At 68.9% G+C, this 13,322-nt stretch carries 13 protein-coding genes; 8 read left to right on the forward strand and 5 right to left on the reverse strand.

Features of this window, described 5'->3' with window-relative positions:
- Positions 1-178: 178 nt before the first annotated feature.
- Positions 179-766 carry a hypothetical protein gene (locus tag CBF90_RS02100; RefSeq protein WP_088379784.1) on the reverse strand — a complete coding sequence of 196 codons (588 nt, stop codon included), beginning with the start codon at positions 764-766 and terminating at the stop codon, positions 179-181.
- A 345-nt stretch (positions 767-1,111) separates the two neighbouring features.
- Between CBF90_RS02100 and CBF90_RS02105 the strand changes: the two genes are divergently transcribed.
- A complete protein-coding gene (locus CBF90_RS02105) occupies positions 1,112-1,417 on the forward strand; it encodes a hypothetical protein (RefSeq protein ID WP_088379785.1) in 306 nt (101 codons plus the stop codon).
- Positions 1,418-1,486: 69 nt separating this feature from the next.
- Positions 1,487-1,978, forward strand: coding sequence for a hypothetical protein (locus tag CBF90_RS18365; protein WP_172407772.1), 492 nt, complete (start codon positions 1,487-1,489; stop codon positions 1,976-1,978).
- A gap of 16 nt (positions 1,979-1,994) precedes the next feature.
- Here the strand turns inward: CBF90_RS18365 and CBF90_RS02115 are convergent, their stop codons facing one another.
- Positions 1,995-2,303: a hypothetical protein gene (locus CBF90_RS02115; RefSeq protein ID WP_088379787.1), complete on the reverse strand. Its 309-nt coding sequence runs from the start codon at positions 2,301-2,303 to the stop codon at positions 1,995-1,997.
- 426 nt (positions 2,304-2,729) lie between these two features.
- Here CBF90_RS02115 and mobF point away from each other — a divergent pair, with 426 nt between their 5' ends.
- Both mobF and CBF90_RS02125 read left to right on the forward strand, forming a co-directional pair.
- Positions 2,730-5,606, forward strand: coding sequence for a MobF family relaxase (gene mobF, locus CBF90_RS02120; protein ID WP_088379788.1), 2,877 nt, complete (start codon positions 2,730-2,732; stop codon positions 5,604-5,606).
- 150 nt (positions 5,607-5,756) lie between these two features.
- Positions 5,757-6,995: an Abi family protein gene (locus tag CBF90_RS02125; RefSeq protein WP_141097122.1), complete on the forward strand. Its 1,239-nt coding sequence runs from the start codon at positions 5,757-5,759 to the stop codon at positions 6,993-6,995.
- 121 nt (positions 6,996-7,116) lie between these two features.
- On the opposite strand, the gene CBF90_RS02130 is transcribed toward CBF90_RS02125, so the two are convergent.
- Positions 7,117-8,340, reverse strand: coding sequence for a hypothetical protein (locus CBF90_RS02130; protein WP_088379790.1), 1,224 nt, complete (start codon positions 8,338-8,340; stop codon positions 7,117-7,119).
- Positions 8,337-9,323: a hypothetical protein gene (locus tag CBF90_RS02135; RefSeq protein ID WP_088379791.1), complete on the reverse strand. Its 987-nt coding sequence runs from the start codon at positions 9,321-9,323 to the stop codon at positions 8,337-8,339. Before CBF90_RS02135 ends, CBF90_RS02130 begins: the two co-directional genes overlap by 4 nt.
- Positions 9,324-9,498: 175 nt before the next feature.
- Here CBF90_RS02135 and rpsF point away from each other — a divergent pair, with 175 nt between their 5' ends.
- The 4 genes from rpsF to rplI are packed head-to-tail and all read left to right on the forward strand — an operon-like array spanning position 9,499 to position 11,169.
- Positions 9,499-9,855 (forward strand): 30S ribosomal protein S6, encoded by a 357-nt coding sequence (gene rpsF / locus CBF90_RS02140; protein ID WP_036305492.1) that lies wholly within the window; start codon positions 9,499-9,501, stop codon positions 9,853-9,855.
- A 5-nt stretch (positions 9,856-9,860) separates the two neighbouring features.
- A complete protein-coding gene (locus tag CBF90_RS02145; protein ID WP_023953543.1) occupies positions 9,861-10,391 on the forward strand; it encodes a single-stranded DNA-binding protein in 531 nt (176 codons plus the stop codon).
- Positions 10,392-10,450: 59 nt separating this feature from the next.
- A complete protein-coding gene (rpsR, locus tag CBF90_RS02150; RefSeq protein WP_023953545.1) occupies positions 10,451-10,705 on the forward strand; it encodes a 30S ribosomal protein S18 in 255 nt (84 codons plus the stop codon).
- A gap of 11 nt (positions 10,706-10,716) precedes the next feature.
- On the forward strand, positions 10,717-11,169 hold the full coding sequence (gene rplI, locus CBF90_RS02155; protein WP_023953547.1) for a 50S ribosomal protein L9: 453 nt from the start codon (positions 10,717-10,719) through the stop codon (positions 11,167-11,169).
- Between the two features lie 261 nt (positions 11,170-11,430).
- Here the strand turns inward: rplI and CBF90_RS02160 are convergent, their stop codons facing one another.
- Positions 11,431-13,254: a chaplin family protein gene (locus tag CBF90_RS02160; protein ID WP_088379792.1), complete on the reverse strand. Its 1,824-nt coding sequence runs from the start codon at positions 13,252-13,254 to the stop codon at positions 11,431-11,433.
- Between the last annotated feature and the right edge of the window lie 68 nt (positions 13,255-13,322).

Here is a 13,322-nt window from a genome sequence, read left to right on the forward strand (position 1 = left end):
TCTGGACTGACAAACGGCTCCGGAAGCTAGCGAGCAATCGCTACTGGGTGGGGCCCCCAGCCTGAGGTGGTGGTTCACCGCTCAGATGCTTCCGAGCCACCTCGAGGAGACGAGATTGCATGGTCGCCGTGGCGAGTCTGTGGTGGGAGGTCCCGTCCCTTCGTCGTTCTTGGTTCGGTCAGCGGCCAGCTTTGCCTCTCCAGGACGAGCCGAGTTCCTGTCGGGCAACCACGACGACGCTCACGTCCTGGGGAGAGGCGATCACAGCGCCACGACCGTATAGCGCGTCGATCGGGTGCTGCAGCTCGAGTTCGTACAGGTAGCGGGGCTTGTGCCGGCCGCCCGAGAACGACTGTCCGCGCGCGTGCCCGAGCGTCGGGCGCTGGCGGAAGAAGTAGACCAGCCGGGCCCGTCGCGGCCGCCACCTTTCCGCGACCGCCTGCTTCTTGCTGCAGCGGGCCACTTCGAGCGTCACCGGGTCGCCTACCGCCCAGATAGCCGGCGAGATGTGAAAGATCGTCTGCGATGCCGGCGCGCCTTGCGTCGGCCGGAATGAGAAGAGGGCCATTGCTGCGTATGCGGTCGCGAGCAGTACGAGAATGCCCCCGGCGATCAACAGCTGCCCCTTGCCACTCGTGGCCGCGGTGAACAGCCCGACTCCGTAAAGCACAGCGCCGACCGCGAGAAACGCGGTTACGACGGCGGTCGCGATCGTGCTTTGCTGACGCTCCGAGGCGTCCACCCACTCCTTCTCTGCCCAGGTCACGTGGCAACGCTATCGAGCAGCCCCGACATGCGACGTCGTGGAAGACGGCGTGATGCAGCGCGTTCAGACAGTCGATACGGACCGCTTCATGCGATGTCTCGGAGAACCGCGAAGACGGTTCCACAGCCGCTGAGCTCGTGGTGGGAGGTCCCGTCTCCTTCGTTGTTCTTGGATCGGTGCTTCGCCACGATAACTACGCTCGGTCTCTGCGTGCCACGACTTCGCTCCTTAATGCTCCCTCGTCGCTTCGCTCCTCAGTCCGCTTACCGCTGCGTCATGGCACTTCGTTCCGCCGCTTCGTTCTCTTGCTCTCACACCGACCAAGAACAACGAAGGAGACTCACCATGTGCACCACGTTCCGCACCCTGCGCGACGCCCTCCACTTCTGGGCCTACGAGGCCCCGATGCCCGCGCCGATCCCCTACTTCCAGGGCGGCATGGACCCGCAGCACGGGGACATGGCGGAGCTGTTGTGGAGCCCGGTCGCGAGGACGCGAGTCATCATCGAGCGCACGGACGGTATGGAGACCGGGTACACGTCGGTGACTACCCGTGAGGGGTTCGACGAGGTGGTGCTGAAGCACTCGTCGATCGAGGACTTCCGTCAGGCGATGTGGAAGCTGTTCGAGCTGCCCGACCCGATGGCATGAGGCCGGCTCGGCCTACCGGGCGCAAGCCCGGTAGGTTCGGCCGTACAGACACTGCGAGGAGATAACCGCATGGGCCGAATGTCCGACGTCGACCGTTTCTGGTCCTACGTCGTGCGCGGCCCTCGGCGCGACGACTGCTGGGTCTGGACCGGCGCTGTCGGCGATGACGGATACGGCCGGTTCTGGACTGCCGGCGACGGCGCCGGCCAGCGCACGATGCGCCCGCAACGGTTCCTCTACCGACACCTCACCGGCGTGAATCTCACACCGGATGTGATGCTGCTGCATCGGTGCGACGTGCCGCTGTGCGTGCACGTCGACGTCGACCCAGCCGCGTCGCACCTGCGTGTCGGTGACGCGGCCGCGAACCAGGACGATGCCGCCCGTGCCGGCCGTCACCGCAACCGCTTCACGAGCGAGCGATTCGCCTCGCTCCCTCGCGCCGATCGCGTCGCCCGTGCTCGACGTCTGCGAGACACTGTCCGCGATCACGGATGGGATGAGGAACGCATGACGCGCGCCGTTTCCCTTGTCGGTTTCGACCACCCCACGTTGTGGTGAGCTCGAAACCAACACGCTACTGACCGTAGGGGTGCTCTTCGTTGCCGCCGCCGGCGGCGGCGTTGTTCGGCGCGGCCGGCGCGGGCTTCGTGGTGCGCTTGCGCGCCCGCGCCGCGCGTGCGGGCGCAAGCCCGAGGCGCTTGAGCTCGTTCTCGGTCCAGCCGGCCGCGAGCGCTTCGCGCCGCGCTGCTGTGACCTCGCGGTTGGCTTCTTCGAGTGCTGCTGCTGCGTCTTCGGCGGTCTTCATCCGATGCGCGAGGGCTTCGCCCTTCGCGATCTTCTCGGAGACCTGTGCATCGACAAATTCGCGGATGTTGCGCTCCATGGGCGACACCATACGTCGCGACCCGTGTGGCGCTGAAACCGGTGCGCCCCACGCTGCCCTGACCCCGAAACCTAACGCCCGCTACAGGCGGTGCGCGGCATTGCCGCGGAAGCTGAAATCGGTGGAGCACAGCCTAGCTCGCGGTCGGCTTGGTCCTGGTGCGCGTGGCCGTCGCGGTGAGGTCTGTAGGCGACTGGTTGGGTATGCCGGTTGGGTGCGGGGTGCCGTTGCCGAGGGCACGTTGCGCAGGTCGAATCTCCGCGAACCTCTCTCTGAGAGGAAGCGAAGCTCCGAGTATTGCCACGTCCGTAAGTCCAAGACTTCTCGACAGCATCTCACCTGATCCGCTTCCAGCTTGCCTCTCTTCGAGAGACCCTGAAATCAGATGCACGTATGCTACGGGCTTGCCCATAGTATTCTGGCGGCGTGCGTGGGGGTGTTGTCTTCTACCGGGGTCCCGGTTCCACCGCTCGCGCGTACCTGGAATCGGATCACTCGCACGCCGACGAGTACTACCTCGAAAACGGCGACGCGATCGCCGAATGGTCGGCCTACGACACCACCGGCACTGTGCGCGCTGAGGCGCAGCTCGACGGCGACGCGTACCAGTCGTGGGTCGACTGGCGTGACCCGCTCACCGGAGAGGTTCGGGGCGATCCTCGCGACGAGGTCCGCATCGACAAGAACGGCGACGTCGTCGTCCGGCCTGCTTCGCCGCGGTTCGCTGAGATGACGGTCAACTGCGACAAGTCGCTGTCCGTCGCCGCGGCCCTCTTCCCCGAAGTCTCCGCCGCGCTCGATGCTGCGCAAGCCGAGGCGGTGAAGACGATGGGCACCTACATGGCGCAGAACTCTGTCACCCGCGTGGGGCCACGCGGTGCACAGGAGTTCGTGCCCGTCGAACGGCTTGAGCAGGTCGCCGTCGTACACCGCACCTCACGCGCCGGTGACCCCCACCGTCACATCCACGTGCAATGGAACACGCGCGTCTTCGCAGACGGAAAGTGGCGCGGCCTTCACACCGCCGCGACTCTCAAGCAGCAGGGCGCGCTCCGCGGGATCGCGGAGGCCGTCATCAACTCGCACGCCGGTCTCCGCCAGGCGCTGCGCTCTGCAGGACTTACCTTCGACGCGTCGACGGGCAAGGTCGTCGAGCTCGCTCAGCACGCCGAGGTGATGTCCAAGCGTGCGCTGCAGGTGCAGAACAACGTCTCCCTTCTCGAGCAGGAATGGCGCGAGCTCAACCCGGGAGAAGAGCCCATCCCCGGCCTGATCCGCGAGTGGGATCAGAAGGCATGGGCGATCGACCGTCCTCAGAAGGTGCACGCTCCAGGCCGCGCCGAAGATCGATGGCTCAGCGAGCTGGAGCACGCCGGGCTGCAGACCGAGGACTTCGGCGGCGGCGAGCCGCAAGAGCCAATCGCGCTCGACGACGTCGACCGTGCGCAGGTCGCTGAACATGCGGTCGCTGCCCTCGAAGGGATAAAGTCCGCCTGGTCCGTTGCGGACCTCGAAGGCGAGATCGGTGTCGTTCTCGGCAAGTCGGGTGTCGTCGCGTCCCGCCCCGAGATCGAGGCGTGGGTGAAGTCCACCGCCGCCACCACAGCCGACGCTCTCAGGCGCCTTGATATCCGCGTCGAGGACGTCCCCGACTGGGTTCGCTGGATCACTTCCGACCGTGTTGTCGAGGTCGAAACGAAGCTCCGCTCTGTCTTCGCAGCGCGCGCTCGCGCGTCCGAACTCGTCCTCGGGAAGCGCACGATCGGGAAGCTCTCGCAGGCGCAGTCCGACGCGGCACGCGCGCTCGGGGGCAAAGCTCCCCTCGTCGTTGTTGAAGGGGCCGCCGGCGCCGGCAAAACGACGATGCTCAAGACCGCGGCCAAGATCGCCGCGAAGAACGGACGTCGCTTCGTCGTCGCCGCACCCACGCTGCGCGCCGCGCAAGAAGCCGGCGAAGCGCTCGGCACACCGGCGTCGTCCGCGCACAAGCTCGCCCACGAACACGGGTTCCGGCGCGACGCGCTCGGCCGCTGGAAGCGACTCCAGCACGGCGACATCGACCCGCTCACGCAACGCGCCTACGACGGGCCATCCGAGGGTTTCCACGTCGACGACCAGACCCGGATCGTCGTCGACGAGGCCGGAATGATCGACCAGGACATCGCGCACGCCCTGGTCGAAATCGCCGAAGAGAACGGCGCCCTTCTCGCACTCGTCGGCGACCGCGCACAGCTGCCGGCAGTCGGCCGCGGCGGTGTCCTCGACATGGCCGTCGAGGCCCACCCGCAACCGCTGGACCTGACAGACCTCCACCGCTTCCAAGACCGCCAGTACGCCGAGCTCACGCTGCAGATGCGTTCCCGCGAACGACCAGAAGAACTCTTCGACCGGCTCTACGAGCGCGGCAATCTCGTCGTTCACGACACGATGGAAGCCGCCCACGAAACGATCGCCGCCGACGCGATCGCCCGGGCCCGGGCAGGCGCATCCGTCGCGATCGCCACGGCCACCAACGAAGAAGCAAATGCGCTCAACGCCCTCGTCCAGCGCGCCCACGCCGAGGCCGGCCACACCACCGCGCCCGCCGTCGAGGTCACCGGCAGCGACATGCTCACCATCCGCAACGGCGACCGCCTCATGACCCGCAAGAACAACACCGAACTACGCGTGGCGAACTGCGAGGTGTGGAAGGTCCAACGCGTGCACCCCGACCAGTCCGTCACCGTCAGCGACGGAAAGCGCAAGGTCCAGCTGCCCGCTGACTACGTCAAGCAGCACACCCACCTCGCGTACGCCGCAACCGAGTTCGGCGTCCAAGGCGCAACAGTGCAGGCCGGACACGGCATCGTCACCGACGCGTCCAACGCATCCGCGGTCTACGTCTCCGCCACCCGCGGCCGCGCGTCCAACACCCTCCACCTTGTCGCCGGAACTCCCGAGCAGGCGAAGGAAGTTTTCGTCGGTGCGATGCAACGTGAGGTCGGAGACCGCGGCGTCACGGCCAAGGCCGGCGGCGCTGCCCGCGACCTCGACGGCATGGTCGGAACCCGCCGCACCATCACCGACAGCCAGCGCGAGCAAGCAGCCTGGTGGGGCGTCGACGTCGAACGCCCCACCCCCCGTGCCGCGGCACCCGCCGACGCGGCAGCGGACAGCGCCGAGGAGGCCGCGGCGACCCGGTCGGCCTCCGGACGCACCCCCGAAGCCGCCGCGCGCGCTGCACACGACACGGAAGCCACACGCATCGCTCGCGATGCCGAGCAAGCTCGACAGGCAGCGCGTGGTCGCGGGCTGGAACGGTAGAAGAGGACAGCCCCGGTGGCGCCGACAAGCCAGTGCTCGTCGCTCTCCCCGCCCGATGTCCCCGAGACGTGTTACGTTGGACTCAATCGTTCAGCCCGCCCGGATCTCCGGTGTGGGCTGGATTTCTTTCCGGGCTGCGACAATGGCCCCGTGTCGCCCTCTGTGAAGCAGTACCTCACGATCGATCAGCAGATCGAGCTACTGCGCAGCCGCGGCATGGAAATCGACGGAGATCCCGCACGGTGGCTGCGAGCGGTCAACTACTACCGGCTTAGCGGATATTGGTACATCTACCGCGCGCTCGGTAACGACGGCCAAGGCAACTTGCTGCGCACCGACGAGTTCCTACCGGGGACAACCTTCTCCACCATCGCCGACCTCTACGAGTTCGACAGGAAGCTCCGAACGCTCGTCCATGACGGTCTCGAGCGCGTCGAGGTCGCGCTGCGGAGTCATGTCAGCTATGTGCTCGGTGCTCGTGATCCGCTCGCGCACGAAAACCCAGCGGTCTTCCGCGAGAGCTTCGACCACGCGGCCTGGCTCGCCGACGCTCGCTCGCGTGTCAACCGCGCCGCGAAGCGCTCGGCCTTCATTCGCCATCATGCCGAGCAGTACGGCGGTGTCATCCCGATCTGGGTACTGGTCGACGTTCTCGACTTCTCCGACGTGTCGATACTCCTCGACGGCATGTCCGCTGCTGACCAATACGCGGTCGCGGAGGGGCTTGGCATACGCATCAACCTCGAAGCGCTCAAGCCGCTCCAGCGTCGCAAGGCTCTGAAAAATCATCCCCGCGCCCGGTGGCTCGAGCAGCTCACTGTCGTGCGGAACATCGCCGCCGGCTTCGACGCGATCGAGCTCCATGGCGCGCACGGGTACCTGCTGCACGAGTTCCTCTCACCGGTGACGAACCGCCGCGACGACCGGTGGGGTGCCGACCGGGCGGCCCTCCTGCTCGCGACGGTCGCCGCGGTGCGGGCGGAGATGCCCGAGGGTATGCCGCTCATCGTGCGGCTGTCGGTCGACGACGTCGCTCCGGGCGGGTCGCAGGCCGCCGACAGTGCTGAGCTCGCGCGGCGCCTGCACACAGCCGGGGTCGATCTCGTCGACTGCTCGTCGGGGGGACTCGTCGCCGGTGCAGAGTACTCCCCGTCGCCCGGCTATCAGGTGCCGGGATCAGCCGTGGTTCGAGCCGCCGGGGTTCCGACCGCCGCCGTCGGTGTCATCACCGACCCGCGGCATGCCGACCGGATCGTCGCCGACGGCGACGCCGACCTCGTCCTCCTCGGCCGCGAGATGCTCCGCGACCCCCACTGGGCCCGCCGTGCCGAGCTCGCTCTCACGGGCGCGGCGTCGCTCGAGCCTCGCTACCACCGCGCCTACCTCTGACGCGGATTCGCCCGGCGGTGCTCGGCGAGGTCCCAGTTCGGCCGGGTATCGGGAGGTGATTCCCGGCCCAGATGGGACCTCGACCGACCGAACGCGCGACACGGGTGCCCCGCCGACCGGGTCAGCGCACGGCGGCGAAGATCCCGCCGATGAAGGCGATGACTGGGCCGATGGCACCGACCGTGACGATGAGCAGCACCACGACCACCGCCATCCAGGGAACGCTCTTCTTCAGCCGCTGGCCGGGGGCCGCGACACCGGGCGGCGGCCGCAGCAGTCCCGGCGGCGGCGTGACGGGCAGCGCAGGTGCGGAGCCGGCAGCCGCACCCGGTCCCGCCGCAGCCGGCCCAGCGGTCGCGGCCTCCGCGGCACCGCCCGGCGCCGCCCCCGCACCGGATGCCGCCGGCGCCGCCAGCCGGTCGTCGCGCCAGCGCTCCCACTGTGCGAACTTGTCGATCATTGCGCCGACGGCGCCGAACAGCCACGACCAGGTGGCCGGGTCGAGGGTCGAGAAGTCGCGCTTTCCGTAGAAGAAGAGCCAGTCGTCGACGATCTCGACATCCAGTGCCGCGGCGTTGTCGACGAACCGCGCCATGATGTCGGGCGTGAAGAGGTACAGCGCGTCGCGTTCGTATCCGCGCGGGCAGTAGAGGCGGAAGTACCGGTCGAAGTCGCCCTCGAGGCTCAGGTGCTGGTCGCGGTCGAACGCGACGGGGAGGTTCGAGCCGAACAGCCCGTTGTTGCCGAGCGCGTCGAGCACGATGTGCGGCAGGGGAGTCGACAGGTGCACCGCGACGTAGCCCCACGTGTGCGTCTGCTGGTTCTTGCCCGACCCGGTCGTGTAGCGGTAGTTCGCGAACTCGACGAAACGCGGCTGGTCGCCGCGGACGAGATTGGATGCCATCCGGCCCGACCCCTGCGAGAAGATCATGCCCGGCAGCGGGGGCTGGGGCCGCTGCGGCTCGAAGCTCATGCCGTTGGCCCGCGCGAACCCGTCGAGCCGGTACCAGACCGCGGCTTGCGCAGCGCGCTGTCGGCGGACGAAGAACGGGATGAGCGCCGCGAGCGCGATCAGGATGACGAGGGGGATGACGGGCGCCAGCGAGACCACCGCACCGGAACCCGACTGCGTCCCGATGGCGACCACCAGACCGCCGACGATGGCCGACAGGACTCCGCCGAACACCAGCACGACGAAGACGATGACGACGATCGCGATGATCACGCCGGCGGTGCCCGACCCGCCGGGAAGCCGGCCGCTGTCGGCCAGATGCTTCCGGAACGCACGTGCGGTGGCGGGCGACACCGGCTCGAGCAGGGGCCGGGGGTCGAACGGGACGCTCATCGATTCACCTCGTCTGCTCCCCACGACAGGGATGCGTCGGCCGGCAGGGGCAGGGCTTCGAGCTCGGGGGAGCGGCAGATCGCGTCGACGAGCTCCCTCGAGCCGCCGACGATCGTCGAGTCGAAGTCGACTTCCGAGACCATGACCCAGGCGCGGTCCGCGGGCCAGAGCAGGCTCGGGCTCTGCGACGTCGGCACGGCTCCCATCGCCTCGGCGGCGAGGTCGCGCCACGGCATCCGCAGCTCCCAGTCGTCGTCGGCGAACTCGTCGACAGCGCCGCGGAACAGGACGAACGCCCACTCCGGCAGCCTCAGCCGTGGTCCTTCCGAGATCTCGCGCGAGAGGATGCCCTCCTGCCAGGTGGGTTTGCGGAAGACGCTGTTGAAGCGGTCGCCGATCGACGACCCGAGCATGCGGTTGTGGCGGGCGAGGGTCGCGTCGTCGGGGTCGCCGGGCTGGAAGACCGTGCGCGACGGGGCGCGTCCGAGGTGCCCGAGCAGGCCGCCCCGGCCTTCCCAGAGGCCCGCGGTCACGTCATCCGGTGTCGACGTGTGCCCGATCAGCTCGCGGGCGAGAACCGCCATGTGGTGCGGGTCGAGATCGCCCATCCCGGGTGCGGCGAACCACCGGCCGTCGGGCGCGCTGCGCTGGTTCGTGCCGAACTCGGGCGAGCGCACGATCGAGTCCCACTGCGCCAGCGGATGCAGCGTCGTCCCGAACGCGGCGGCGGTCTCGGCCCATGTGGCGGGATCGGTGACGAGGTCTGCCGCCACCTGCTGCGACTGCTGCCACGGCATCTCGACCCACGCGTCGAACGGGGGGAGTGGCGCGCCGTCCGCACGCGACTGAACCGATGCCGGATGCAGGATGCGCGCGTACGCCTCGAAGCCCCGCGGCACCACGTCGTGGACCGTCCCTCGCCACGGATCGTCGATGCGCTCGCGCAGCCAGTCGCCGGTCGAGACATCCGCGATCCACTCCATGCGCCCACGCTACCGGTGACCGGTCGGCGGCATCACGCGCGATCAGGTAAGCTGTTGTGGTTGTCCGACCTCGGTCGGGCACGTGCTACACACCCTCCTGCTTCCGGGAAACGCCCGGGAGCCGTTCTAGTCCGAAGGAGGTGGGTCAGTGACGCACACGTACCAGTACGAGCTCATGGTGATTCTCCAGCCCGAGATCGATGAGCGTCAGGTTGCTCCCAACCTTGACAAGTTCCTCAAGGTCATCACGAATGACGGCGGAACCATCGAGAACATCGACATCTGGGGCCGTCGCCGCCTGGCGTACGAGATCCAGAAGAAGAACGAGGGCATCTACGCCGTCGTCAACTTCACCGCGACGAGCGAGACCACGCAGGAGCTCGACCGCCAGCTGAAGCTGAGCGAGTCGATCATGCGCACCAAGGTCCTGCGCGCCGAGGAGGCCATCGCACAGGTCGCCGCCGAGAAGGCGCGCTCCGAGGCGAAGGCCGCTCGCAAGGCTGCCGCCCCCGCTAAGGCTGCGAAGGCGTAAGGCTCATGGCCGGCGAGACCGTCATCACCGTCGTGGGCAACCTCACGGCAGACCCCGAGCTGCGTTACACGCAGAACGGACTGCCGGTGGCGAACTTCACGATCGCCTCGACTCCTCGCACCTTCGACCGTCAGGCGAACGAGTGGAAGGACGGCGAAGCGCTGTTCCTCCGCGCGTCCGTGTGGCGTGACTTCGCCGAGCACGTGGCGGGTTCGCTGACCAAGGGCATGCGGGTCGTCGCGACCGGCCGCCTGCGTCAGCGCTCCTACCAGGACCGTGAGGGCCAGAACCGCACCGCGATCGAGCTGGAGGTCGACGAGATCGGCCCCTCGCTGCGCTACGCGACCGCACAGGTCACGCGCGCCGCATCCGGCTCCGGTGGTGGTGGCGGCGGAAGCTTCGGCGGCGGTCAGCAGTCGCGCCCGCAGCAGCAGGTGCAGGAGGAGCCGTGGGCGACCCCGGGTTCTTCGGCTCCCGACGCGTGGAGCGCACCGGGTACCAGCGGCGCCTCCTACGGCGACGACACCCCGTTCTGAATCGGATTCCGGATGCTGCGCGCAGCGGCATCCGATCATCACTCTCGTAAGGAAAAACAATGGCTGGAAAGGCAACCGGCGACCGCCGCAAGCCGCGGAAGGGCGCGAAGAACGCGGCCCCCGCGAAGGCGATCCGCGTCGGCGTCATCGACTACAAGGACGTTTCGACGCTCCGCAAGTTCATCTCGGAGCGTGGGAAGATCCGCGCCCGTCGTATCACCGGTGTCTCGGTGCAGGAGCAGCGTCTGATCGCCAAGGCGATCAAGAACGCGCGCGAAATGGCGCTCCTGCCTTACGCCGGCGCTGGCCGGTAAGGAGCACCGACATGGCAAAGCTGATTCTCACGAACGAGGTCGCCGGGCTCGGAAGCGCCGGTGACGTCATCGAGGTCAAGAACGGGTACGCCCGCAACTACCTCATCCCCCAGGGCTTCGCTGTGGCCTGGACCCGCGGTGGCGAGAAGCAGGTGGCGTCCATCCGCGCCGCTCGCGACGCCCGCGCGATCCACGACCACGAAGAGGCCGTGGCCCTCAAGAACAACCTCGAGTCGAACAAGGTCAAGCTGTCGGTCAAGGCCGGCGCCGAAGGCCGTCTGTTCGGTGCAGTCAAGCCCGCCGACGTGGCTGACGCCGTCAAGACCGCTGGTCTGGGCGACCTCGACAAGCGCAAGATCCACATCACCTCGCCGATCAAGGCCGTGGGCGAGCACGAGGCGACCATTCGCCTGCGTGACGACCTCACCGCTGTGATCACCCTGCAGGTGGTCGCCGCCAAGTAATCCCTGGCGCACCGTACGGATGCCGCGGACCTTCGGGTTCGCGGCATCCGTCGTTTCCGGGGTGTGCCGCGGGCCGGGATGCAAGGTTTGCGGGCCGACACCCCGAGAGCGGATGCCGAGCGCCGGGGTGTCGGTGCAGATCCCTTGCATCCCGGCGCGGTGGCGTGCGCGTCGATGGCGTGCCCCGCGGGCAGGCCGGAGCGGATGCCGCAGGCCGAGGCCCGCGGCATCCGCTGTATCCGAAACTGACTCCTGTCGGGATCAGACCGTCGCGCGGCGGCGCAGAGCGACGAGGACGAGCCCCATCAGCGTCAGCGCCAGGGCGCCGATGCCGAGACCCATCGGAGCCTCACCGCCGGTCTTGGCGAGCATCAGCGGGCGAGCCGACGCTGCCGAGGCCGTCGTGCCGACCACAGCGGTGTCCGTCGTGCTCGACGCGGTCGGAACCGCGGGAGCTCCGCCGTTGCCATCCGTGCTGGGCGTGGTTCCGGGGTCGGTTCCCGGGTCGGTTCCGGGGTCGGTGCCCGGGTCGGTTCCGGGGTCGGTGCCCGGGTCGGTTCCGGGGTCGGTGCCCGGGTCGGTTCCGGGGTCGGTGCCCGGGTCGGTTCCGGGGTCGGTGCCCGGGTCGGTTCCGGGGTCGGTTCCGGGGTCCGTGCCCGGGTCGGTTCCCGGGCCGGCCGGGGTGACGACCTCGGTGGTCGAATCGCCGATCACCGAGATCGCGGTTCCGGTCAGCGAGATCGGGGCAGTGATCGGGAGCACCAGCTGGGTGCCGCCGAGGATGCTGTCCGAGCCGCTGGTCGACGCGCCGCTCGTGGTGCCCGTCGTGCCGCCGTTACCACCGGTGGTGGTGTCACTGGACGCGTCGCCGATGACCGAGACGGCGGTTCCGGTGAGGTCGATCGGTGCGGTGACCGGGGCGACGACCTGGGTGCCGCCGAGGATGCCGTCGGTGCCGTCGGTGGTCGCCTCGGGCGTGGTGCCCGTCATGCCGCCGGTGCTGCCAGCGGTGGTGCCACCGGTGGTGGTGTCACTGGTCGCGTCTCCGATGACCGAGACGGCGGTGCCGCTCAGGTCGATCGGTGCGGTGACCGGGGCGAGCACCTGGGTGCCGCCGAGGACGCCTTCGGTGCCGTCGGTCGACGCGTCGGCCGAGGAACCGCCGATGCTGCCAGCGCCGTTGTCACCGGTGGTGGTGTCGGTGGTGGCGTCTCCGATGACCGAGACGGCGGTGCCGCTGAGGTCGATCGGTGCGACGATCGGGGCGAGCACCTGGGTGCCGCCGAGGATGCCGTCGGTGCCGTCGGTGGTCGCCTCGGGCGTGGTGCCCGTCATGCCACCGTTGCTGCCAGCGGTGGTGCCACCGGTGGTGGTGTCACTGGTCGCGTCTCCGATGACCGAGACGGCGGTGCCGCTCAGGTCGATCGGTGCGGTGACCGGGGCGAGCACCTGGGTGCCGCCGAGGACGCCTTCGGTGCCGTCGGTCGACGCGTCGGCCGAGGAACCGCCGATGCTGCCAGCGCCGTTGTCACCGGTGGTGGTGTCGGTGGTGGCGTCTCCGATGACCGAGACGGCGGTGCCGCTGACCTCGATCGGCGCCGTCACCGGAGCGACGACCTGGGTGCCCGAGGCGACGCCATCCGCGCCGTTCGTTTCGGCAGCCGGTGCCGGAGCGGGCTGCGCCGGAGCGGGTGCCGGCTCGACGGGCGCGCTGCCGCCGTCCGTCGACGACGTGCTGTCGCCGACGACGGCGACGGAGGTGCCCTCGACGGTCACGGGCACGGAGACGCTGATGAGCGCCTGCGACCCCGAGCCGACGCCATCCGAGCCGCTCGTCGAGCCGCTGGGCGCCGGTGCCGACTCCGGTGCGCTCGAGCCCGACGTCGAGCTGTGCGCGTCACCGAGGACGGCGACGGACGTCCCGCTGACCGTGATCGGAGCGTCGACGGAGATGATGCCTTGGGTGCCCGAGAGCAGCCCGTCCTCTCCCGTGGTGTCGGCCGCGTGGGCGACCGAGGCGCCGAGGATCGTGATCCCCCCGGCGACGAGCGTGCCCCAGATGGCACGCGAGACGATGGTGTTCATGAGTGTTCTCTCCTTGAGAATGACGAATGGATGGCGCAGAGCGCCGGTGGTCGTGCCGCTCGAGCGCG

The sequence above is a fragment of the Microbacterium sp. AISO3 genome, from assembly GCF_002204305.1.
In the GTDB taxonomy this organism is placed as follows: domain Bacteria; phylum Actinomycetota; class Actinomycetes; order Actinomycetales; family Microbacteriaceae; genus Microbacterium; species Microbacterium arborescens.